Annotated in this window: 24 protein-coding genes and 1 riboswitch; of the genes, 22 read left to right on the forward strand and 2 right to left on the reverse strand. The window is 51.4% G+C overall.

Going from position 1 to position 23449, the window contains the following annotated elements; translation table 11 throughout:
* The first annotated feature begins 27 nt into the window (after positions 1 to 27).
* The 5 genes from NST07_RS08950 to NST07_RS08970 all read left to right on the forward strand — a co-directional run bounded on the left by NST07_RS08950 (position 28) and on the right by NST07_RS08970 (position 7297).
* Positions 28 to 1593 (forward strand): M14 family metallocarboxypeptidase, encoded by a 1566-nt coding sequence (locus NST07_RS08950; RefSeq protein WP_342481408.1) that lies wholly within the window; start codon positions 28 to 30, stop codon positions 1591 to 1593.
* A gap of 244 nt (positions 1594 to 1837) precedes the next feature.
* Positions 1838 to 3334, forward strand: coding sequence for a serine hydrolase domain-containing protein (locus NST07_RS08955; RefSeq protein WP_342481409.1), 1497 nt, complete (start codon positions 1838 to 1840; stop codon positions 3332 to 3334).
* 473 nt (positions 3335 to 3807) lie between these two features.
* Positions 3808 to 4365, forward strand: coding sequence for an RNA polymerase sigma factor (locus NST07_RS08960; protein ID WP_341377810.1), 558 nt, complete (start codon positions 3808 to 3810; stop codon positions 4363 to 4365).
* A complete protein-coding gene (locus NST07_RS08965; RefSeq protein WP_342481410.1) occupies positions 4347 to 5504 on the forward strand; it encodes a DUF4367 domain-containing protein in 1158 nt (385 codons plus the stop codon). The genes NST07_RS08960 and NST07_RS08965 overlap by 19 nt, the downstream gene beginning before the upstream one ends.
* 242 nt (positions 5505 to 5746) lie before the next feature.
* Entirely contained in the window at positions 5747 to 7297 is a 1551-nt protein-coding gene (locus NST07_RS08970) for a flavocytochrome c (RefSeq protein ID WP_342481411.1), read from the forward strand.
* A gap of 70 nt (positions 7298 to 7367) precedes the next feature.
* Here NST07_RS08970 and NST07_RS08975 read toward each other — a convergent pair whose 3' ends face one another.
* Positions 7368 to 8606 (reverse strand): FAD-dependent oxidoreductase, encoded by a 1239-nt coding sequence (locus NST07_RS08975; RefSeq protein ID WP_342481412.1) that lies wholly within the window; start codon positions 8604 to 8606, stop codon positions 7368 to 7370.
* A gap of 182 nt (positions 8607 to 8788) precedes the next feature.
* Here NST07_RS08975 and NST07_RS08980 point away from each other — a divergent pair, with 182 nt between their 5' ends.
* The 13 genes from NST07_RS08980 (at position 8789) to NST07_RS09040 (ending at position 18907) form a co-directional block, all read left to right on the forward strand.
* Positions 8789 to 9022 carry a hypothetical protein gene (locus tag NST07_RS08980; protein WP_076111483.1) on the forward strand — a complete coding sequence of 78 codons (234 nt, stop codon included), beginning with the start codon at positions 8789 to 8791 and terminating at the stop codon, positions 9020 to 9022.
* Between the two features lie 60 nt (positions 9023 to 9082).
* Positions 9083 to 9469: a spore coat protein gene (locus NST07_RS08985; RefSeq protein WP_341091197.1), complete on the forward strand. Its 387-nt coding sequence runs from the start codon at positions 9083 to 9085 to the stop codon at positions 9467 to 9469.
* A gap of 274 nt (positions 9470 to 9743) precedes the next feature.
* Positions 9744 to 10244: an Lrp/AsnC family transcriptional regulator gene (locus NST07_RS08990; protein ID WP_038588292.1), complete on the forward strand. Its 501-nt coding sequence runs from the start codon at positions 9744 to 9746 to the stop codon at positions 10242 to 10244.
* Positions 10245 to 10257: 13 nt separating this feature from the next.
* The gene (locus NST07_RS08995) at positions 10258 to 11478 is read left to right on the forward strand and encodes an aminotransferase class I/II-fold pyridoxal phosphate-dependent enzyme (protein ID WP_341091198.1); all 1221 of its coding nucleotides are present in this window, start codon (positions 10258 to 10260) and stop codon (positions 11476 to 11478) included.
* Positions 11479 to 11503: 25 nt separating this feature from the next.
* On the forward strand, positions 11504 to 11761 hold the full coding sequence (locus NST07_RS09000) for an aspartyl-phosphate phosphatase Spo0E family protein (RefSeq protein WP_341377813.1): 258 nt from the start codon (positions 11504 to 11506) through the stop codon (positions 11759 to 11761).
* Positions 11762 to 11896: 135 nt separating this feature from the next.
* On the forward strand, positions 11897 to 12523 hold the full coding sequence (locus NST07_RS09005) for a TetR/AcrR family transcriptional regulator (RefSeq protein ID WP_341091201.1): 627 nt from the start codon (positions 11897 to 11899) through the stop codon (positions 12521 to 12523).
* Between the two features lie 36 nt (positions 12524 to 12559).
* A complete protein-coding gene (locus NST07_RS09010) occupies positions 12560 to 13456 on the forward strand; it encodes an alpha/beta hydrolase (protein ID WP_341091203.1) in 897 nt (298 codons plus the stop codon).
* Between the two features lie 174 nt (positions 13457 to 13630).
* Positions 13631 to 14194 (forward strand): cob(I)yrinic acid a,c-diamide adenosyltransferase, encoded by a 564-nt coding sequence (locus NST07_RS09015; protein ID WP_038588302.1) that lies wholly within the window; start codon positions 13631 to 13633, stop codon positions 14192 to 14194.
* 1 nt (position 14195) lies between these two features.
* Positions 14196 to 15182: an RluA family pseudouridine synthase gene (locus NST07_RS09020; RefSeq protein ID WP_341091205.1), complete on the forward strand. Its 987-nt coding sequence runs from the start codon at positions 14196 to 14198 to the stop codon at positions 15180 to 15182.
* Positions 15183 to 15598: 416 nt separating this feature from the next.
* A complete protein-coding gene (locus NST07_RS09025; RefSeq protein WP_341091207.1) occupies positions 15599 to 15964 on the forward strand; it encodes a Spx/MgsR family RNA polymerase-binding regulatory protein in 366 nt (121 codons plus the stop codon).
* A gap of 28 nt (positions 15965 to 15992) precedes the next feature.
* Positions 15993 to 16919: a 5'-3' exonuclease H3TH domain-containing protein gene (locus NST07_RS09030; protein WP_341377815.1), complete on the forward strand. Its 927-nt coding sequence runs from the start codon at positions 15993 to 15995 to the stop codon at positions 16917 to 16919.
* Positions 16920 to 17122: 203 nt separating this feature from the next.
* Positions 17123 to 18619, forward strand: coding sequence for an alpha-N-arabinofuranosidase (locus tag NST07_RS09035; protein ID WP_341091211.1), 1497 nt, complete (start codon positions 17123 to 17125; stop codon positions 18617 to 18619).
* A 12-nt stretch (positions 18620 to 18631) separates the two neighbouring features.
* Positions 18632 to 18907 (forward strand): DUF6171 family protein, encoded by a 276-nt coding sequence (locus tag NST07_RS09040; protein ID WP_341091212.1) that lies wholly within the window; start codon positions 18632 to 18634, stop codon positions 18905 to 18907.
* Positions 18908 to 19110: 203 nt separating this feature from the next.
* On the opposite strand, the gene NST07_RS09045 is transcribed toward NST07_RS09040, so the two are convergent.
* Positions 19111 to 20088, reverse strand: coding sequence for an ArsR family transcriptional regulator (locus NST07_RS09045; protein ID WP_341091214.1), 978 nt, complete (start codon positions 20086 to 20088; stop codon positions 19111 to 19113).
* A 163-nt stretch (positions 20089 to 20251) separates the two neighbouring features.
* Positions 20252 to 20441, forward strand: a riboswitch (cobalamin riboswitch).
* Between the two features lie 260 nt (positions 20442 to 20701).
* Here NST07_RS09045 and NST07_RS09050 point away from each other — a divergent pair.
* The 4 genes from NST07_RS09050 (at position 20702) to NST07_RS09065 (ending at position 23449) form a co-directional block, all read left to right on the forward strand.
* Positions 20702 to 21466: an energy-coupling factor ABC transporter permease gene (locus NST07_RS09050; protein WP_341091216.1), complete on the forward strand. Its 765-nt coding sequence runs from the start codon at positions 20702 to 20704 to the stop codon at positions 21464 to 21466.
* The gene (locus tag NST07_RS09055) at positions 21466 to 21762 is read left to right on the forward strand and encodes an energy-coupling factor ABC transporter substrate-binding protein (protein ID WP_342481413.1); all 297 of its coding nucleotides are present in this window, start codon (positions 21466 to 21468) and stop codon (positions 21760 to 21762) included. The genes NST07_RS09050 and NST07_RS09055 overlap by 1 nt, the downstream gene beginning before the upstream one ends.
* Entirely contained in the window at positions 21746 to 22537 is a 792-nt protein-coding gene (gene cbiQ, locus NST07_RS09060) for a cobalt ECF transporter T component CbiQ (protein ID WP_341091217.1), read from the forward strand. The genes NST07_RS09055 and cbiQ overlap by 17 nt, the downstream gene beginning before the upstream one ends.
* 69 nt (positions 22538 to 22606) lie before the next feature.
* A complete protein-coding gene (locus NST07_RS09065) occupies positions 22607 to 23449 on the forward strand; it encodes an ABC transporter ATP-binding protein (RefSeq protein WP_341091218.1) in 843 nt (280 codons plus the stop codon).

Raw genomic sequence — 23449 nt, forward strand, 5'->3', positions numbered from 1 at the left:
ATGAAATCATTGTTTTACAAGTTTTGTATGGTACTATGTTTGTTAATTCTGGGTCTTACAATTTTTCCGCGTCCGTCGCTAGGTTCGGCTAATATTGTGAACCCTGGCCAGGTCTACTCCTATTCCACTATGGAAAGAGATATCAAGAGTCTGGCCGCCAAATATCCTGGATTGATCACTTACAAATCGCTGGGCCGGACGATATACGGACGCGAGTTGTGGGCGGTTCAGCTAGGGCGCGGGGAAGCGGTGCTGTCTCTGAATGGCTCACACCATGCCCGGGAATGGATGACGACTTCACTGCTCATGAAAATGGCAGACTCGTATGCTGAGGCCTATGTCCAGGATCAGAAGCTGGGAAACTACAACGTGAGAGATTTGTTGAACAATGTCAGTATCTGGATCGTGCCAATGGTGAATCCGGATGGTGTTACGCTGGCTCAGCAGGGCACAGCGGGTCTGTCTAAGAGTCTAGCTTCCACACTGGTAGGCTACAACGGAGGAAGCAGTAATTTCAAACGCTGGAAAGCGAATATGCAAGGGCTCGACCTGAACCGCCAGTATCCTGCAAGCTGGAACACGATCAGGAATGCTTCACCTTATCCGTCGTACCAGAACTACAAGGGTGTGAAACCGGCGCAAGCGCCGGAGATCCGGCTTATGATGGATTTCACTTATACGCTGGATCCGGAAATGACCATTTCCTATCACAGCTCCGGCGAGATTGTTTTCTGGAACTTCAACACGCTGGCAGCCAATCTGGGACGGGACAAAAAAATCGCCGCCGATGTCGGACTCTTTACCGGCTATTCTCTTGTGAAGCCGGAGAAGAATCCATCCGGTGGAGGCTATAAGGATTGGTTCATCCAGGAGTTTAAACGGCCTGGCCTTACGATTGAAATCGGCTCGTACGCCGGTGAAGGGCCACTGCCGCTCAGCGCTTTTAATAACATCTGGGCGAAGAATAAGAAAGTCGGAGTGTATGCAGCTGCGGTCTCCTATGATCTTTGGCTCAAGAAGCAGACGCTGGAGCAGGTTGGGCTACCCATGAATCTGTTCACCCAATCGGCAGTATTCTCCGGTACCGGCAATTCGCCAGCCATAGGCACGCAGCAGCCGCAGGAAGTATATGTAATCGCACGTAAGGGAAACTGGTTCCAGATCAAGTACGGCAGCGGTGTGGGTTGGATTTGTCCTGCACCTGGGACATTGGTTGTCGTAGAGGCAGTAGAAGCCACTGCTCAATTGAATGCACAAACAAAGCTGTATAAGTATCCTGATCTTCTGGCTCCTAAGGCGGGCATCCTTCCGCCACAGGAGGTACAGGTCAAAGGTAAATACACCAATTGGCTGCTGGTCTCGAGCTTGAACGGGACGTGGTGGATTGACGGAACTTCGCTTACTCTGGTAGAGGCTGCGCACCCTACGGCAGTGCCGCAGGGTGCAGAGGAAGTAAATAATAGCGCCGAAACTGAAAGCAATAGCATTAATGAAGGAGGAGCACCCACCGGAGAGAACAGTAACGCAGCGGAAAGCAGCGGCGTCTCTGAAGAAAGCAGCTCTGCAGAAGGCAGTGGAAATGTTGGACGGTGAGTGTTGCGGAAGTGACCGTTAAATCATAGCATCATGCGAAAACGGCAGACCCGAAATTTCAGGTCTGCCGTTTTCATTTTCAGCCATGTATAAGCATCTGCACCAGGCTATTTAAGATTAACTTAAGATTCTCGAAATATAGCCGAAAGGTTGAAAGGATATTCTTGATCCATACGTCCAACAAGAGAAGGGACAGAATCAGGAGAAGAGGTAAAGAGAGATGATAACAATACAGCGGACTATAATGCAAACATTAATGATCGTATTGGTTATGGTCACAGGCAGCGTGCTGCCCTTACTGCAACAGGGGGTGGCCCATGCGGAAGCGGCTCCACTTGCTGTAGATACGGCCCAAATTGACAAGTTTGTGGAAACGATGCGCGAGAAGCTGGATATTCCGGGTGTGGCTGTCGGCATTGTGCAGGGAGACCAGACCGTCTACACCAAGGGATATGGAATTTCCGGCCCCGATGGCCAGCCCGTTACAGCACAAACCCCTTTTATTCTAGGCTCCGTCTCCAAATCGTTTACGGCGCTGGGCATCATGCAATTGGTTGAGCAAGGGAAAATTGACCTGGATGCGCCGGTGCAGCACTACTTACCGGACTTCGAGCTTGCGGACAAGGAAGCATCCAAAACCATTCTGGTCCGGCATTTACTGAATCAGAACAGCGGACTGTCCACTTTACATGGGCGGTCAGCTTTTACCAACACAATGCCAACTATAGATGCACTTATACATAATCTGAAAGACACACCTTTAACCGAGGCCGTCGGCAACAAGTTTCAATATTCCAATTTCAATTACGATATACTGGGGGGAATTATTCAGGCCGTTTCCGGCAAGTCTTATGCTGAATATATTCAGGATCATGTGTATGCTCCTCTGGATATGCAGAACAGTTTTACTTCTACACCCGAAGCGAAACTACAGGGATTGGCCACAGGCTACAAATCCGTCTTTGGTTTCATGGTTCCTTTTGAGCAGCCGGACAACCAATCTATGCTTGCGTCCGCCTATCTGATCTCAAGCGCAGAAGATATGAACCATTATTTAATTGCGCAAAACAATGGCGGAAGGTTCCATAATCATAGCGTGGCAACTGCGGAAAGTGTTGCGGAAATGCATCAGCCGGCCATAAAAGACCCTACCACCGACGGCAGTGAATACGGTATGGGCTGGGAGATCATTAATGGTATTGTTCAGCATGCGGGTGATGTTGAGAGCTTTCACGCCGATATGAAGCTGGACGGGGACGTAGGTGTTGTGGTATTGATCAATGCCCATGATTATTTGGTCCGCGGCTACAAATTAAGCATGGTGGCTGATGGAATTCTTGACATTATACATGGCCGCGAGCCAGTCGAGGATGTGGGCAGCAATGCCGGTACCCATTTTTTCATTGATCTGGCTTGTTTAGCAGTGGCAATTATGCTGGGAGTGTCGGTTGTCAACCTGTTTAAACGCAAGAAAAGCTTTCGATTTACCCCGTTGCGGACCAGCGTATTCGTATTTTGCCTGCTTTTGTTTAATGTAGTGCTGCCGATTACGGTTTTATACGGTCCTAGTCATATTTTTGCCCCATGGAGAGTGGTGGTCTCCTTTCTGCCTGGGGTTGGACATCTCGTCTTTGTCCTGAGTATCCTATCTCTCGGGATCGGTGCTGCCAAGCTGATTGTATGGGTTCATAATCTGCGTCTGCACAGAATGAAGGGAAGCGGGAAAACGATCGCCAGCTAGAATTGAATAGAGGAACCGGGGCCGACCGCCCCAGCAGGAAGATTCAGTTACTATAATTGCATTTTGCTTCTGTAGAGGCGGGGCCGCTTACAGAGGTTGGTATTCTACATCGTGGAGTGCCCTGCCTTTATTTGCGAGTCGTTCCTGAAGACCGGCTATGATGACCCGGATGTAATTCTGATTTAAGGTCCATACCGAAGCAGCCGAATACTTGAAAAGCGGCAACCTGGCCGAGAAGGTGATGTACATGTTCAAGCGGTCACCAACCAGGATACCGAGAGCTTAACCTCAACCAGACCGTCGAGTTAGAGTAGAGCAGTCGGTTTCGGAAGCAGGCTCTACACCAGGGAGATTAACAGGATTTATCTGTTGGTCTCTTTTGCTGTGGAGACCGGCATAATTAAATGTCACGCTTAAGGCTGCTCAAGTGTTATATCTATAGTAACAGCACAAATAGAAGAAAGGAGACCAACGTGGATTCTATAGAAGAGAAGATTAAGAGGATACAGGCCGGTGAGGCCCGCCTGTTCTCAGATGTGATCAGGCTGTACCAGCAGCGGATATACCTCTACTGCTTCCGGCTGCTGAACAGCAAGGAAGAGGCGGAGGATGCGGTGCAGGATGTCCTGATTAAGGCCTATCAGAATATCGGGCAATACAAGCCGCAGGCGGATTTCGTATCATGGCTCTACAAGATCGCTTACCACCATTGTCTGAATCAGTTGCGGCGGCAGAAATTTCAGCTTCAACTGCGCAAGCTGCTCCGGCAGGAGGTTGCGGTGAACAGCGCCGAACAAATGGTCGAGAACCGCCTGTTCAGCGAGCCGGTCTCGGCCGCCCTGGGGAAGCTTGATGTGGAAGACCGGAACTTGTTGATTCTGCGAATATATGAAGATAAATCGTTTGCGGAAATCGGCGAAATTCTGGGCGTCAGTACGGCTACCGCACGCAAAAGATATGAACGGACCAGAGGCAAACTTAAAAAAGCGATTGAGAGAAAGGAGAAACAATTATGGGCAAGAGTGAATTGACTTCGGAGGAGCAGTTTCTGAAGGATGGAGACCGTTCGGCCAATTTGATCCCCGTTGATGTTCATGGACCGGTAATGAAAGCGCTCGGGCTTGGCGGGACCTTACCTGCTGCAGAAGAGCAGACAGCGCTGCAGACACTTCCGCCAAACGAAGGGGCTTCTAACGTGATGCGCAGGCTGGAGACAGAAGCTGCGGCTGGGCGGGGCCGGAGGAGATTCCTGCGGATTCCGGTGCAGGGCTGGGTGGCGGCACTCCTTGTATTGGTCTTGCTGGGCGGCGGCTATACCCAGTATTCCGGTGAAGTCCGGCAGGGGGCTGGAGCTCAGTATAAGGTGCTGCCGTATAAGCCGCTTCCGGCGACGACATCAGGTGGTATGATAGAGAAGGCGATAGAACCCTTGATTCCCTTACCTCCCGAGGTACAGCCGAGTACAGAGGATGAAATCTACAAAGAGAATAAACTCTACAACATGAAATATTCAAAGGGCTACAATGACATTGAGACGCTGCTGCTTCCTGGAGAGTATGCCACCTATGTTATCACACGTGAAGACCGGAAAGAAGAATCTCATCTTGGCTTGTACTGCCCGCCGATCATAGTCAAGGACTATTCCACTTATAAGACCAGTGTCGAGAAGCACAACGCTCCGATAGTGAAGCAGCCGGGGTATATGCCGGAAGGGTATGCCTTGGACGAGGCGGCCATCAGGCCTTCTTTCATAAAAGTTCCAGATGAGGAGCAGCTTGAAGGCGGAAGCGTGAGAGACCTGGGAGACAACTTCCGGCTGACCTGGAGAGTGGAGAAGGCGGAGAACATTGCCTATCGTTCTTCTTCACTGGTGTACAAGAAGGGGAAGGTTCAGGTGAGAATCGGTGCCTCGCGTGTTGATGACAAAGACAAACCGGCATATCCGCTGTCGTGGACCAAAACGACAAAGGTGGAGAATATTGAGATTGGCGGCAAGCAGCTGATTTATCTCGAAAACTCCAGCAACAAGGAGATCGATATGGGGTATACGTATAACCTGGTCTGGTCTGACCCCGAAGCGCAGATCGTCTATAATGTGTCGGTTCGCCAGGAGAAATCTGAGTTGACCAAGGATGAGGTCATCCGCATTGCTGCCAGTATGATGCATTAAACGAACGCAGATATTACGCTCAGGGCTGTTTCGCTATCTATGATAGCGGGACAGCCCTCGAGCGTTTTTTGCATGTGCGAAGGACTGCATATTCCATCTTCCGTAAGCGTTCCGCTGCCCCAGCAGCAAAATCCGGTTACTTTAGTTACTAAATGTTTTTTTTAATTACGTAAGCTTCCAAGAACAGCATCTTTGCCGCTATGATTATTGTGAAAATATGCACAAGGGGGCAAAGATTACACATGAAAAAGAAAACAGCAGCTGCTCTTCTTCTCATTCTCTCCGTCATGCTTGTTATCGCTGGATGCGGTAACGGAAACAGCAACAACAATACCAGCAGCAAAGCAAATGAGAACAAGAGCAAGAACAGCGCGACAAACGCGCCAAAAGAAACTGAAGCCGTTTCGGGGGCATCCGAAGCAAGCTATACACCGTTCGATCAATTAAAAGATAAATATGATATTATCATTGTCGGTGCAGGCGGGGCTGGAATGTCTGCTGCACTTGAGGCAAAAGAAAAGGGCATGAATCCGGTTATTTTGGAAAAAATGCCGGTTGCCGGCGGGAATACAACAAAGTCATCTTCCGGAATGAACGCTTCGCAAACGAAATTCCAAAAAGAGCAGGGCATTGAAGACAGCAATGATTTATTTTATGAAGAGACATTAAAAGGCGGTCATGATACCAACGATAAAGAAATGCTCCGTTTCTTCGTTGACAATTCAGCAAGCGCTATTGATTGGTTGGATTCCATCGGAATTCGCTTGAACAACATCACGATTACTGGCGGGATGAAGGAAAAACGTACACACCGTCCTGAAGATGGTTCAGCGGTTGGACAATACCTTGTCAAAGGTTTGGTGAAAAACGTACAAGAAAAAGGCATCCCGCTTTTTGTGAACGCGGATGTCAAGGAGATAACTGAAAAAGACGGCAAGGCAAACGGCGTTAAAGTCCTCTTTAACCAAAAGGATGAAAAAACAATTACAGCAGCTGCTGTAATTGTGACGACCGGCGGTTTCGGCGCAAATATGGATATGATTTCTAAAGTGAGACCTGACTTGGAAGGATATGTGACTACAAACCAGATCGGCAGCACCGGTGACGGCATCCAGATGATTGAGAAGCTCGGCGGCACGACAGTCGATATGGATCAAATTCAGGTTCACCCGACGGTGCAGCAGGAGAAATCCTATCTCATTGGGGAAGCTGTCCGCGGTGAAGGCGCTTTGCTTGTCTCAAGTGAAGGCAAACGGTTCACCAATGAACTGGACACCCGGGACAAAGTCACGGCTGCAATCAATACACTTCCTGAGAAATCAGCTTTCCTTGTATTTGATTCCGGCGTAAAGACCCGTGTTAAAGCGATTGAACAGTACGAAAAGATGGGCTTTGTGATCCAAGGAGATTCTATCGAGGCATTGGCCAAAGAAATGAATGTCCCGGCAGATCAGCTGCAAAAGACACTGGATACCTGGAACAGCTCGGTGAAGAATAAAAAGGATGCTGAATTTGGCAGAACTACAGGAATGGACAATGACTTGTCCGGTTCGCCATACTATGCAATTAAAATCGGCCCCGGGATTCATTACACGATGGGCGGCGTAAAAATTAACACGAACACAGAAGTGCTGAATAAAGACGGCAAACCTATTACAGGACTATTTGCGGCTGGGGAAGTTGTGGGCGGACTGCACGGACAAAACCGGATTGGCGGCAACTCTGTAGCGGAAATCATTATTTTCGGCCGTCAAGCAGGTATTAAATCTGCTGAATTTGTAAAAGCACAATAAGTAATCAATACCTCTTCTACTAGGCAAAACAAAAGCTTGGGCTCAACAGAGTCCAAGCTTTTTGCTGCTTTTATGCCTGTACGGCGGGAGAAGGAGACGGCTTCGTTGTCCGGGTCAGCGAGAACAGCTCAAGTTCCTGCCGGTAATTGCCGGCAAGGGTGTCGGCCATAAGCTCGGCAGCGATCATGCTGTAGACCGTGCCGTTTCCGCCATAGCCTTCAATGAAATAGCAATGCGGAAATTCTGGATGAGGGCCTATATAGGGCAGTCCGTCCCGGGTAGAGCCGAAGACGCCTCCCCATGAATATTCTGTTTCAATCCCCCGGATTTCCGGGAAAAGGGCTTCCAGCTCTTCAAGCAGCCGCTGGCCCTGGGAGAGCACGCGGATATCCCGGCGCTCCGGATCGGTCAACGGCTCATCTTTGCCTCCCGCAATAATGCGGTTATCCGGCGTAGTACGGAAATAGAGGTACGGGCGGGCAGTTTCCCAGATCAGGCTCCGCTCATACCACTTAGGCAAATGTTTAAGCGGTTTTGTCATAATGGCGTAGGTATTAATGAGCTTAGCGCCACGGTCTTTTTTCATCTCCTGGGTTTCGTAGCCCAAGGCAAAAATCACCTTCTTGGCGAAGATCCGTCCGTTCCCGGTAATGCAGGTTACACCCTCGGTGCTGTATTCATAATGCCTTGCCCGGGTATGCTCATAGACGCGGACTCCGTTGTCACGGGCCTTGTCAATCAGGCTGTGAACAGTACGGAAAGGATTAGTCTCCGCATCGCCCTTGGAATACAGCGCGGCTGGTTTGGAGAAGGCGTAATGTGAGCTGACCTTGTCCTGCTCCCAGAATTCCGAATCAAAGCCGTGCGATACCAGATTCTCATGCTCCAGCTCCAGAGCTGGTACATCCTCCGGTGTGCTTGCATACAGCAGGCTGCTGCGGGGAATAATGTGCGGATCAATGTTCAACTTGTCAGACAGCTCCAGAATTCTCTGTGTAGCCTGCTGGCATAGCTTATAGAACAGCACACCGTTTGCTTCCCCAAACGTATTCATGCACGCAGTCAGCGATTTGTCATTGGCTATCTGCAGCAGGCCGGTATTGGCATGGGAGCTTCCGCCTCCAATTGCTCTTTTATCAATGAGAACTATATCTGCTCCGCTTAAAGATAAGCGGTAGGAGGACATGGCTCCGCCCATGCCTCCGCCAACAATCAGGCAATCGCATGTAATATCCCCTTCAAGCGCAGGATATGATGGAGGATTTGGAAAAGAGCTGCCCCAAGGCAGCTGCCCGCTGTTTAGTTTCATTTGTTGATCTCTCCTTTATGAGATACCGATAGGGTAGTTTCGCCGGCTTTACCCGCTCTTATGCACGGGTTTAACCGGCATTCATCCGGGAGCACGCATAACATCCATGCACACATAATGTGCCTGGGTACGCGGCATAATAACGACTGCTTGAACCATTTAGAAGGAGGGAAATACACACTATGCAATCGAACCAAATGCAGGCGCTTAGCGGTAAAGAAGTGGAATACATCGCTGACTCCATCTCTAATGAGGATCTGTTGATCAAGCAGCTGGCTGCAACCGCCGGAACGACTCAGAACGCCACGGTGCACCAAATCTGCGTTCAACAAATCCAAAGCCATACTGGTCATATGAATACACTTGTACAGCTGTTGGAGCAGCATCAGCAATACGCACCGACACAGCCGCAATAAAGCGGCCGGGTGTTGGTATGGAAAGCAATTTCAACACTAAACTATTGAGGGGGTAATATTGTGTACGCACAAAACGGATCGGCATTTATGTCAGATGAGGATTTACTCAACACAGTGCTTGCAGATTTGAAACGGACGGTACGCGAATATACGACCGCTGCTACGGAGTCGAATTGTCCGACGGTACGCCGGGCGTTCAACGACCTGACCTTGGATACTTTACGCCTGCAGGGGGAACTGTACACTAAGATGTCCCAAATGAACATGTACACTACGCCAGGCAAGGCACTGCGCCAAGATATTGACAAGCAGATTCAGACCGCTCACCAGACCCAGCAGAAATGCCAGCAGTTCGTGCAGCAAAAAACAGGTGCAGCCGGAACAAACGTACATTATGGAAATGTTCCCCAGCACCAGCCGAACGTACAGAGCTCCTACTATATGTAACCTTCCTGCCGGGGGGTGAAGCAACGAAGGGCCAGACCTGTTCGTGCGTAAAAACCTCTGCAGCTAAAGCCGTCCGCTATCCGCCGGATTTCCTCCGGAGGGGTGGACGGTTTTTTCTGTTGGCGGCCTTTATTTCGAGTACTGCCCCGTCTTTCCCGCGGGTTATTTTGTTTGCAGAACTGTCATTTTCGTGTCATATTAGTATTAAACTCTTTTCGCAGGACGAAGCGTGATCTTTACGCAGTTGCCGGTGCGAACTATCCGGAGGGAAGGCATGAAGGAAATGAATGAATTGAAGCGGAAAGTGCTGGAACTGCTCAAGGAGGACGCCCGAAGCTCTACGGCGCTGATGGCGACGTTGCTCGGAGCGGAAGAAGATGATGTTAAGACGGTTATTGAGCAAATGGAGAAAGATCATGTCATTGTAAAATATGCTACTGTCGTGAATTGGGATAAAGTGGATGACGAACGGGTGACCGCACTGATCGAGGTGCAGATCACGCCTGAACGGGGCCGCGGATTTGAAGGCATTGCCGAACGGATCTATCTGTACCCGCAGGTCAAATCGGTCTATTTGATGTCCGGCGCCTACGATCTATTAGTGGAAGTGGAAGGACGCAACCTGCGCGAAGTCGCCAATTTTGTCTCCGAGAAGCTGTCTCCGATTGATTCGGTGCTCTCTACTAAAACCAACTTTACACTCAAAAAATACAAACAGGACGGTATCATCTTTGAAGAGCATGAAGAGGACAAGCGTCTGATGATATCTCCGTAAAGGAAGTAATGATATGATCACCAATGAATCCAAACCAACCGGAGATACAGGTAAATCAATGAATTCATATTTGGCACCGCTGGTTCAGCAAATCCAGCCCTCAGGCATCCGCAAGTTTTTTGACATGGCGGCAGGCAGCAAGGATATCATTTCCCTCGGGGTCGGGGAGCCGGACTTCAAGACCCCATGGCATGTCCGCGAAGCCTGTGTCTATTCGCTTGAGAGAGGTTTTACCGGATATACCTCCAATGCAGGGATGCCGGAGCTGCGCGAAGGCATTGCCAATTATCTTCAATCTCGTTTCGCTGTTGAGTATAATCCCGCTAATCAGATTATCGCCACGGTAGGCGGAAGTGAAGCCATTGATTTGGCACTCCGCGCATTGATCGCACCGGGAGATGAAATTCTTATTCCTGAACCCTGCTATATTTCGTATTCGCCGATCACTGCAATTGGAGGCGGCATTCCGGTCGGGATCGAAACCTTTGGAGAAAATAACTTCAAACTTACGGCAGAGGCGCTTGAAGCCAAAATTACACCGCGCTCGAAAATATTGATCCTCTGTTACCCGAGCAATCCGACGGGGGCGATCATGAGCCGGGAAGACTGGGAACCGATTGCCAAAGTCGTCGAGAAACATGATCTCATTGTGATTTCAGATGAAATTTATGCCGAATTGACCTATGGAAGCAATCATGTGAGCTTCCCATCACTGCCGGGGATGATCGACCGGACCATTCTGGTCAGCGGCTTCTCCAAAGCGTTTGCGATGACCGGATGGCGGATGGGTTATGCCTGCGGCCACCCCGATTTGATCTCGGCCATGCTGAAGATTCATCAGTATACCGTAATGTGCGCCCCTTCCATGGGGCAGGTAGCTGCGCTGGAGGCTTTGACCAACGGTATGGAAGAGAAAGACCGGATGACGGATTCCTACAACCAGCGGCGGCGCCTGATCGTCAAAGGCTTGCGCGATGCGGGATTGGACTGCCATGAGCCGCAAGGCGCGTTCTACGCTTTTCCAAGCATACGCCGCACCGGACTGACCTCGGATCAATTTGCCCAACGTCTCTTGCTGGAGTACAAGGTAGCTGCTGTTCCTGGCAGTGTATTCGGCTTAGGCGGTGAAGGTTATCTGCGTTGTTCCTATGCCACATCGGTATCCCAGCTGAACGAGGCGATAGAGCGGATAGGTGAATTCGTCTTACAGCTGGAACGTGAACGGACTGAATAAGGCAGTGAGATGAAGTTTAGGAGGGATGATTGTGCTCTGTGCCGATTGTTACTTGCCTTCCTATAGCGGGGAATGTTATCCGGGAAACGGAAAACGGTCCTGCAAGGCGGATGCTTCAACTCGCAAACTCTCTCTGGAAGATGAAATTCAGGCACTTCGCAGCAGAATGGAGCAGCTATTTATGCAGGAAAAATCGTTCACCTCGGATATTGTGATTGAAATCAGCAGTTTGCTGGACCTGAAGATTAATGAATATATGAGAGGACGTATGCGCAGGGATTGACTGCACATACATCCATTTGGAGATGGGGGGCCTTAGGGCCCTCTTTTTGTGTGCCGAAAATAGATGTATCCTATTACTAGTAAATTCCTTATAATGGGTTATGAATGAACGATCATTCATTTCATGGAGGTGTCTATGAGCATTCAAAGCAAAATGCTGGAGCAGAGATTTATCGACGGCTTTGAGCAACTCGCTCCAGATCAGGCAACGCGCCAAATTATAACTCACGCGCTCGAGGTTTTTTCGAGGAAAGGATTTGCCGGGACCAAAATCAAGGATATTGCGGCCAGTGCAGGATTCAGCCAGGGGTATGTATATATGTATTTCAAATCGAAGGAGGAGATCTTCACCAAGATTGTCGAACTGGCGTCGGAAGGGGCAGGACGATCCGTGCTATATGCAGCGGAGCTGGAAGGGACGGCAATGGAGAGAATCAGTTGGCTAACCGAGGCGTTTCTGTCCCCGGGCAGTCTTGCGATGCAGCATTGGCGGCTGATTCTTTTGCAGACAGCAACCTCCGAAGCTATCCCGGAAGAAGCGAAGAGGATCTCGAGGGACAAGATAAGAGAGCCTTTTGAGCATCTGATTCCGCTTATTATGGAAGGCCAGCAGGACCTGGAGATTGTGGAAGGCGATCCGCTGGAGCTGGCGATTGCTTATTTTTCATTCATCCAGGGGCTGGGAATCGCAAGAGCTCAGGCCACGGAGCAGACGTCTTTTCCTACTACAGAGCTGGTGCTGCGCTTTTTGAAGAGAAGCTAACAGAAGCGGACATTGAACCTAAGGGAGAGAACAGGCATGGTCAAGGTATTTAAACGTGAAGCAGGCAAGGAGAGGGTGCTGCATTCCTATAATGAGCTGCTGGGCCGCTGGGCGACGGAATTCCGCGAGCTGGATATTGAAACGGAATACGGATCAACGCATTGTATAACGGCAGGAAATGAAGGCAATCCGCCCTTACTGCTGCTTCACGGGGTGGGTGATAATTCTGCAGTGATGTGGATGCTCAATATGCAGGAATTATCCCGGCATTTCTATTGCATCGCGGTAGATACGATAGGCGGACCCGGCAAAAGTATTCCTAACGCCAATTTCAGCAAGCGGATGTTCTCACAGGTGGATTGGATTACTGCCGTAGCGGATGGGCTGGGGATCGGGGAATTCCATCTGGCGGGTGTATCGAATGGTGCCTACATGGCTTTTAATTATGCGACCTGCCTGCCTGAAAGAGTATTCGGGGTGGTGTGCATGGAAGGCGGGATGATTACTGCTCCGATGAAGGCGATGATCCAGACGCTGATGATGATGTTCCCGGAAATTCTTGTTCCGACCCGCAATAACCTGCTTAAGGTCACCCGAAAGCTAAGCTCGCCAAACTCCGGACTTTTTGACAAGCATCCTGAAGTGGCCGAGCATCTGGTGCTGTTAATGAAGAACCATAATCAGCAGGCCATGTTTGTTCATCAGCTTCAGCCTTATGATAAAGAGAAGGCGGTTGCGATCAGAGACAAGCTTTACTTTCTGGTGGGGGATTACAAGCTGGGCCACAAGAAGGATTTCCTGGAGATTTTGAAGGATGGGGATTTCCGCTATAAAGTGATCGAGGATGCAGGGCATGGGGTTAATCATGAGCAGCCGGAGATCATCAACAGGGAGGTTATCAGCTTCCTGCAGGAACAGAAGGCGCAGGTGTGATTGAAGAGGTTATACAAAAACGCGAAAACCGTAATTTGACTGAACTTGCCATGGATTGCCCGGACTCAGGCAGTTATTAACATGGCAGAAATACTGATCTTCATTTGCCAACCTTACATCCTACCGATTAAACTATGAATATGTGATGTTGAGAGTGAAGGGGGCAGAAAAGAGATGGCGATTTATACGCGTACGGGGGATAAGGGAGAAACATCGGTCATCGGCGGACGGGTAGGCAAGGATGATGTCCGCGTCGAGGCTTACGGAACGATTGATGAGCTGAACTGCTTTGTGGGTCAGGCCCGCAGTCTGATGGAGGACGAGAGGTTCGCCGATGTCCGGGAACAACTGCTGGAGATCCAGCATGAGCTGTTCGATTGCGGTTCGGATCTGGCTTTTGTGAAAATCAGCGAGAGCAAATATAAGGTCAAGAGCGAGATGGCGGTTCGCCTGGAGGGCTGGATCGACGAATTGCAGGCGGAGAATCCGGTGCTGGAGCGCTTCATTCTGCCAGGCGGCAGCCAGCTGTCCTCAGTGCTGCATGTCTGCCGCACCGTCTGCCGCCGTGCAGAGCGGCGGGCGGTTACGCTGGGCCGCAGCGCAGATATTAATCCGGAAGCTGTGATTTATTTGAACCGTCTTTCGGACTATTTCTTTGCGTTGGCCCGCACAGCGAATACACGGCTGGAGATTGCTGATGTAGAGTATGTGCGCAGCAAAAAGGTGTTCCGCAAATAATATGACAAGCTATTATTCACCGATCTCCTATATTGTGCCGCCGTCCGAGGACGGCTGGCTGCTGAAGACCATCCTGCAGAAGCGGATGGATGTGTCCCGCAAGCTGCTCTCCCGCCTGAAGATGACAGAGCAGGGGATTATGCTGAATGGCGAGCGAGTCTATATCAGCGTCCGGGTCAGCGCCGGAGACACCGTGGACATCCGGATGGAGCAGGAAACGTCGGAGGATATTTTGCCGCAGGATATTCCGTTTGATATCCTGTATGAGGACGGGCATCTGCTGGTCGTGAACAAGGCAGCCGGAATCATTGTCCATCCGACCCATGGCCATTATACGGACACACTGGCAAATGGAGTCGTCCATTATTGGGCGCAAAAGGGAGAACAGTACCGTTTCCGCCCGGTTCACCGGCTGGACCAGGAGACGTCGGGCGTACTGGTAATCGCGAAAAATCCTTATAGTCACCAGCATATTTCCGAGCAGATGATTGCCGGAACCGTGGACAAACGATATGCGGCCTTTGTTCACGGAATTCCTGCGGTGCTGCGCGGTGATATCGACGGTCCCATTGACCGTGACCCGGCAGAACCGCACCGGCGCATCGTGACGCCGGACGGCTATCCTTCCCTGACCCGGTATGAGGTCAAGGCAGCCTACCCGGGCCGTGCGGCGAGGGTGGAGCTGAAGCTGGAAAGCGGCCGCACCCATCAGATCCGGGTGCATATGAGCTCCATCGGCTGCCCGCTGATCGGTGACGGCATGTACCGCCACCTGCTGTATGGCAAGGAGGAGCTGACTTCGGAGGAAGCGGCATGGCTTGCGGGCATTGCGGAGCTGGATGCCTCAATTCCGCGGCAGGCGCTGCATGCGGTGCGGTTGTCGTTCAAGCACCCGGTCGGGCTTGCGGAGCTGGTCTTCGAAGCGCCGCTGCCGCCGGATATGGCGCTGCTTGAGCAGAAGCTGGAAAAGGAGACGGCTGGGGAGTAGCGGTACTGCACCTGCACTGCACCTGCACAAGCATATGCCGCCGCAACACCTGGACCTCGTGATTAATGGGAAAAGGTCCCTGTAATTATCGCTTTTGGAAGTAGCGGAGTGAATAGCGGGATTTACTACCTGTAATTTTATCGATAGTGTGTTATAGCGTGATTTCTACAATTATAGAGGGAGTAATTCCCGCTATCCTTTTATAATTGATGGTTCGGCTGGAACTAGCGGGCATATTTCCCTCTAGTAACGCCCGTATTACTGATCTAATGCACTGTAAAACGAAAAGATAGGCCGGAATTACAATTCTATCTGTGAATGATACATGACAGCCCCACGGGTCATCTCCTTAGCTGCAGTTGGGCTGCAATTGAATTCACTATAAATTTTAAAAGGGAACTGCCAAAGGAGCTGCTATGAGTCAACTGAAAGTATATCAATATCCAAAATGCGGAACCTGCCGCAGCGCTGTCAAATGGCTGAAGGAGCAGGGGCATGAGCTGGAGCTTCAGCATATCGCCGAGCAGCCGCCCACTGTGGCAGAGCTGCGTTTGCTGGTCGCGAACAGCGGGCTTCCGTTGAAGAAGTTTTTTAATACGAGCGGTGAGGTGTACAAAGCACTGGGCTTGAAGGACAAGCTGTCCAGCCTTAGTGAAGAAGAGCAGCTTGAACTGCTGTCCAGCAACGGGATGCTGATCAAACGCCCGGTAGTCACTGACGGCAAGAAAGTCACTGTAGGCTATAAAGAAGAGCAATACGGCGAAGCCTGGAGCAACGCCTAATAAGATGGAATATAAGGAGAGGTTACACATGAGTTCAGTAACAACAGGCCGGGTAATGATCGTCGATGGAATGGCTCTGCTGTTCCGGGCCTTTTATGCGACCTCTTATGGAGGATATATCCGCAAGACGAAGGCCGGACTGCCGACCAATGCGGTGTACGGATTTTTGCAGTATTTTTTCGATGCGGTCAGCACATTTGAGCCTTCCCATGTGGTCTGCTGCTGGGATATGGGCAAAGGGACTTTCCGCACAGAGAAGTATGACGGTTACAAATCGAACCGGATAGATGCGCCGCTGGAGCTGATTCCACAGTTTGATCTGGTCAAGGAAGTCGTGGCTGAACTAGGCGTACCGAATATTGGACTGGTGGGCTATGAAGCGGATGACTGTATCGGCACGCTTGCTTCATGCTACAGCGGGGAATCCGAGGTGTACATTCTCACCGGCGATCACGATATGCTGCAACTGGTCAACGATACCGTCAAAGTCGTCATTATGAAAAAAGGCCGCTCGAACTATAAAGTTTACGATCCGGCGGAATTGCTGGAGGAAAAGGGCCTCACCCCTGCCCAAGTGATCGATCTGAAGGGCTTCATGGGCGATACCAGCGATAACTACCCCGGTGTAAAAGGCATTGGCGAGAAAACGGCGCTGAAGCTGCTGACCGAATACGGTACGGTGGAAGGGGTAATCGAAAATCTTCACTTGCTTCCCAAAGGCGTGCGTGCCAAAATTGAGGCCGATCTTGATATGCTTCACCTGTCCCGTGAGCTGGCAGAAATCCGCTGTGATGTTCCGGTAGTCTGCACGCTGGCTGAATGCCTGTGGGGGCTGCAGCGCGAGACGGCAGCCCGCAAGTTCCAAGAGCTGGAATTCGGCAGCCTGATGCATCTGATCGGCAGTGTGCAGGATGAGCGGGGTATTGTGCAGATCGAGCTTGGCGATCTGGGCTGACCTTCGCCAGCCGCTGATACAGGTTGAATATTTTTTTGCAAAAGCACTCTTGAATCTATATAGGTTCCAGAGTGCTTTTTTTGCGAAGGGGTGGAGCATGCCATATATAAAGATTGACGAAGGGGTTTAGCAGTGTTTATAATATTAATATAATCATTAAGTAGTTAATATATATATTAATTATTGAGAGGTGGATTATTAAAATGGCTCAGCGTGCAGTATTAAATGCGGATATCCGCAAGGGAACAATCAACCGGAATATTTATGGACATTTCTCCGAGCATTTGGGACGTTGTATTTATGAAGGTATCTGGGTAGGCGAGGATTCGCCGATCCCGAACACGAACGGCATCCGTAACGATGTTGTGGAAGCGCTTAAAGAAATCAAGATTCCGGTACTCCGCTGGCCGGGCGGCTGCTTCGCCGATGAATATCACTGGAAAGACGGCATCGGTCCGCGCGAAGGCCGCAAACGGATGATCAACACGCATTGGGGCGGCACGGTGGAGAACAACCATTTTGGCACCCATGAATTTATGGAGTTATGCGCCATGCTGGATTGTGAGCCTTATATCAACGGCAACGTCGGCAGTGGCACGGTCCAGGAAATGTCGGAGTGGGTGGAGTATTTGACGTTCAACGGGGTTTCGCCAATGGCGGAGCTGCGTCAGGAGAACGGCCGGCAGGAGCCGTGGGCAGTAAAATATTTTGGCGTGGGCAATGAGAACTGGGGCTGCGGCGGAAATATGCGTCCTGAATATTATGCCGATCTGTACCGCCGGTATCAGACCTATGTGCGCAATTATGGAGACAATAAGATCCATCGCATTGCCTGCGGTCCGAACGTCGATGATTATCACTGGATGGAGGTACTGATGCGTGAAGCCACCCGCTATATGGATTCCATCACACTTCATTATTACACCATTCCGGGTCCTGCCTGGGAACAGAAGGGGGCAGCTACCGGATTTGAAACCGGCGAATGGTTCTCTACGCTGGAGAAGGCACTACGCATGGATGAGCTGGTAACCCGTCATAGCGTGATTATGGACAAATATGATCCGGAGAAACGTGTGGGCCTCATTGTCGATGAATGGGGAACCTGGTATGATGTTGAGCCTGGAACCAATCCCGGCTTCCTCTATCAGCAGAACACCATCCGTGATGCGCTGGTTGCCGGTGTGACCCTCGACATTTTCCATAAGCACAGCGGCCGCGTTCGTATGGCGAATATTGCCCAGACGATCAACGTGCTGCAGGCTGTAATTCTTACGGAAGGCGAGAAAATGCTGCTGACTCCTACGTACCACGTATTCAACATGTACAAGGTGCATCAGGATGCGGAGCTGCTTGATCTTTCGCTGGAGAGTGGCACCTATAGCTTTGAAGGCCGCGAGATTCCGGAAGTCTCGGCCTCAGCTTCCATTACGGCGGAGGGTGTAATTCATGTCAGCCTGTGCAACCTGAATCATGCTGCAGCAGCATCGCTTCCGCTGGAGCTGCGCGGGCTTGCCGGGGAAGAGGTTGAAATTACAGGAACGACGCTGGCCGGAACAGCAATTGATGCCCACAATACATTTAGCCAGCCGGAGGCAGTGACGCCACAGCCGTTTACCGGCTTTAAGCTGGAAGGCGACAAGCTAAACGTTGAGCTGCCTCCGATGTCGGTGACCGTGCTGGAAATTACCCCGAAGGCTTAAGGAGCATACGATATGAGTACTTTATCGACCTGCAAGGGCTGCCGGGAAGAGTACAAGGTGACGGATGCCCAGATTGCCCGGATTCTGGCTTCATCAATGTTCACCCCGGACAACACTGCTCCAGATGAAGTATACAGGCAGCGGGTTGCCCTTTGCTCAGCCTGCCCGAAGCTCCAGGATGGCGTAACATGCACGGCCTGCGGTTGTATCATTCCGGTCGTGGCCAAGTTGAAGGAGCGTGGCTGTCCGTTGCCGGGCGGCGGTTTGTGGAGTCCGGTCACGGAGTAGCGTTCCGCCAAGCCGTTAGAGAACCTTTGTCACAGAGGAAGCGTCCATTGGCTGTGATACCGGAAAGAAGCCCATGGATTCCCAGGCATACTGAAATTTTAAACGCCCTCATCACTCGTGGATGCAATACCGCGAGGGATGGGGGCGTTTATGTGAGAAGAGAAGAATATATGTGCGGACTTTACAGTGAAGGCTTCGCTTGATTAGGAAACTGTTCCATTCCCATTGTCAGTCCTTGCTGCTGTATCCGTTTTATCCGCGTCAGCACTATTGAATCCATCGGTATAGAACAGCTCTACGACCAAATCCTCGTTGTAATTGCCGAAGCCTTTGCCGAATAAGGTGAGCCCGCCGATATGTTCGGCATCCTCTTCCACCGAGAGCCTGAAGGTCCACTGCTTGTTGCGGATTGCTACCTGTTCCAGCGTAATGTCGGAGAGTTTTAAGCCGTCCATATAGGTTCCTTTTGGAGTAATGCGCAGCTGCTTGAGCAGGCCGTATTGATTGGTGTACGCGGGCCACCAGGCAGGGGTATATTTCCCCGGGCTGTCTCCGTAATCGCCTGGGCTAGTCCAATACCCTAGCTTCTGGCCATTCAGCGTGAATGCAATATCCGAAGGCCAGTTATTATTGGTTGACGGTGCTTCGGAGGCTATCTCCATCGTAATGATGAGCTCCTCCGGCTGTTGGCTGGATAACAGGAAGTTGGGTATTTTGTATTCGACATACCCTTTGCCAAACCAGAGAATTCCGGCATTCATCCGCTCCATATCCCAGAAATAACGCGGATCGTCGAAGCTGCCGATGATATGCTCGGTAGTGGCCAGCCCGCAGGTGGGCTCTATCTCAAAGTCGGAATAATGTCCGACCGGTATTTCTTTCCTGTGACCCTTGCGCTCTGCTTTGGCCTGGAGTGGGAAGATAATCTCCACCCCTTCAGCGGCAAGAGAACAAATCTTCTGCAGTCCGCTTCGTCCGGGGGCCATATGGGTGCGGATCAGTCCGGCCGTTTCCAGCTTGCGCACATGCATTGTCATAATGGCACTGCTCAGCTTGACCGCTCCCGCCAATTCCTTTACGTTCATGGGCTGAACAGCGAGCAGCTGCAGCATTCGCAGACGTACAGCGCTTGAGAGCGCCTCGTACACCGGCAGGGAATCTTCGGTAAGATCAAGTTTCATTTTCTGGGTACGCCTCCGGATTCAAGTTATATAGTTAATGATTATATTACTTAAATGAATTTCTTACAACCCGTAGGGTCCACCGGATGGTGTGCTGGAGAACTTTGCCGCTCCACTTTTATCACAGACACCCCCCGGCGAAGTCCACTATAATGTACAGGATAAATTAGCGATAAGACAAGGTGCCCTTGTAACTACAAGGGGTAACAGGGAATCGGGTGCAAATCCCGAGCGGTCCCGCCACTGTAAGGAAGAGCTGAACTTCAGCATGTCACTCGGCAAACAGCCGGGGAAGACGAAGGAAGGCGTTATGATCCCGAGCCAGGAGACCTACCTTGTTTGCGCGCACCACGACTCTACGCGGATAGGAGCGGTGTACGAATTGGTTAAAGAGATGAAGGCATGCATTTTTGGAGACGGTGGATGTTGAAGATTTGGTGCAGAGCAAGTGCCAGCTTCAGCTACCCCAAATTACAATTCTGCGAATTCTTCGCTGTTGCAGCGGGACCACCATCTCTTACATATCTGATGACGTACATAGCACTCCCACCCCCCGGGGCGGGAGTTTTTGATTTGATGCGGCACAAAATGACGAATCCATGGAGGGAAAAGCATGAACAAACGCAAGTTTTGGAGTTTTGCTGCACTCATTGCCGGATTTACCGTTTATTTTTTGCTGAATGAGCCGGGCACGGCCAACGCGATGCATATTATGGAGGGTTTTCTGCCGGTAGGCTGGGCCGTATTCTGGTGGGGGGCATTTCTGCCGTTTTTTGCCCTTGGAGTCCTTAAGCTGAAGAAAATGACCAAGGACAACCCGGAGCTGAAGCTGCTGCTTGGGCTGGCGGGTGCATTTACCTTTGTATTGTCAGCACTCAAAATGCCTTCCGTAACCGGAAGCAGCTCCCATCCTACAGGAACGGGACTTGGTACTGTAATGCTGGGGCCGCTGCCGATGAGCGTAATCGGGTCTGTTGTGCTGCTGTTTCAGGCGCTGCTGCTGGCACACGGGGGGATAACGACACTTGGAGCGAATGCATTTTCGATGGCGGTGGCCGGTCCTTTTGCCGGGTATGCGGTCTATAAGCTGCTGATGAAGGTGAATGGACGTGAAAAGCTGGCTGTCTTTATGGCGGCGGCAGTGGCCGATCTCATGACGTATGTGGTGACCTCGGTTCAGCTTGCAGTGGCTTTTCCGGCAGCAGACGGAGGTGTGCTGGCTTCTCTGATTAAGTTCGGCGGTATTTTTGCCGTGACGCAGATTCCGCTCGCCATCAGCGAGGGGCTGCTGACCGTGCTGCTCTGGAACTGGCTGAAATCCTACAGTCCGAATGAGCTGTCGCTGCTGAAACGGCAAACCAAGGGAGGAAGTCTGTGATGAGCAATAAGTGGAAAAATGGGTTGATGCTACTGGCGGTGATTTTGCTGGTGGTGCTGCCTCTGCTGCTGGTGAACGGGGAATTCGGCGGGGCTGACGATGCCGCAGAGGGTGTAATTACAGAGATTGATCCCGGTTATGAGCCCTGGTTCAAACCGCTGACGGAGCTGCCCGGCGAAATGGAAAGCATGCTGTTCGCGCTGCAGGCGGCGATCGGGGCCGGAGTGATTGGCTATTCCATCGGCCTGCTGAAAGGCAGACAGGACCGGCGCAAGCTTAATGATCAGAAGAATTGATGCGTTATCCTATAGCAATGCGCTGAGGCAGCTGCCCGCGATGTGGAAAAGCCTGTTCGCAGCGTTCATGTTCATCCTTTCCTATGCGCTTCATCCGGCCTTGCAGCTTGTGGTTGCCGGCTGGATGAGTGTGTGGTGCGTCCTGTACGCCAAAATCCCGCTGCGTGCCTACGGCCTGCTGTTTGGTACGGCACTTTTGTTCTTTTGTCTGAGCCTGCCGGCCCTGTTGCTTGAAATTGGCCTTCCAACTGCCGGTGAGACGGTAATGTCCTTGCAGCTCCCGGCTTCGACTCTTTCGCTATACATTACGGCGGAGGGGCTGCACCGGGCAGGGTTGCTGCTGGCGCGTGTGTTGGCCTGCCTGACCTGCTGCTTTTTTATCATATTTACAACACCGTTCGGAGAATTGCTGCAGGTACTCCGCAGGCTGCGCATGCCGCAGATCGTACTGGAGCTCATGCTGATTATGTACCGTTTTCTGTTCCTGCTGAGCGATACAGCACATGGAATGATGCTGGCGCGGCGGCTGCGCGGCGGCAGAAGAGGACGGGTGGCCAAACTGCGGGAAGTTGCGGGAATGGCGGGCTCGCTGTTTGCCAATACGATGCACCGCTACTATGGGCTGTCGCAGGGGCTAATAACCCGGGGGTACATGGGTGAGATTATTTTGCCGCCTTACGTGTCACGCCCGGTGCCGCGCAGATTCGCGGTTCAGGCCTGCGTTGGTATTTCCCTGTTGCTGCTCGCTCAGTTATGGATCTTGCGGAGCAGGTGATTACCTGATGCAGGAATCAGCCAACGGCAGGAGTAGAAGTGGAGACTGAACAAGAGTAAGGAGATTGCAATGAATAACGAATATAGCCTGGTCTTTGAGGGGGTCGCCTACAGTTATCCGGACACGGCGGAACCTGCGCTGCGGGAGCTGACTGTCTCCATCCCCAAAGGACGAAAAACAGCAGTGCTCGGCCACAACGGCTCCGGCAAATCAACCTTGTTTCTGCATGCGGTTGGCGTACTGCGTCCGCAGAAAGGCAGGGTGCTGCAGGGCGGCACCCCATTGGCCTATTCCAAAAAAGAGCTGGCCGCCCTGCGCCGCCGCGTGGGCCTCGTCTTTCAGGACCCCGAGCAACAGCTGATTCTTAGTACGCCTATCGAGGATATCTCTTTCGGGCTGCGGGGGACAGGCATGGATGAGGCCGCTATTCAGAAGCGCTGCCTGGAAGTGCTGGAGCAGCTGAATCTGCTGGCTCTGCAAGATAAGCCGGTTCATCAGCTCAGTCTGGGCCAAAAAAAGCGCACGGCGCTCGCAGGGGTTATGGCGATGGAGCCGGAGCTGATTTTGCTGGATGAGCCGACCTCCTATCTGGACCCGCTCTCCGAGAGACAGCTGCTTGCGGGACTTGAAAGCATTTCTGCCAAGGGCACCACGGTGGTCATGGCGACGCATGATATGAATCTAGCCTACCGCTGGGCGGACTGGATCATTGTGCTGGATAAAGGAATCTGCCGGGCAGCCGGATCGCCGGAGGATATTCTTGCAGACGGGGAAGACCTGCGGGCGCTCGGTCTTGACCTGCCGCTGCTCGCTGATTTATGGCATAGCCTGCCCGGCCGTTTGACTGCCGGGCAGGCTGCTCCCCGGAATGCAGAAGAGTTCAAAGCCATTTTGAAGCGGGAAATTAAATAG

Origin of the sequence: Paenibacillus sp. FSL L8-0340 (assembly GCF_038593145.1) — a bacterium.
In the GTDB taxonomy this organism is placed as follows: Bacteria; Bacillota; Bacilli; order Paenibacillales; family Paenibacillaceae; genus Paenibacillus_AQ.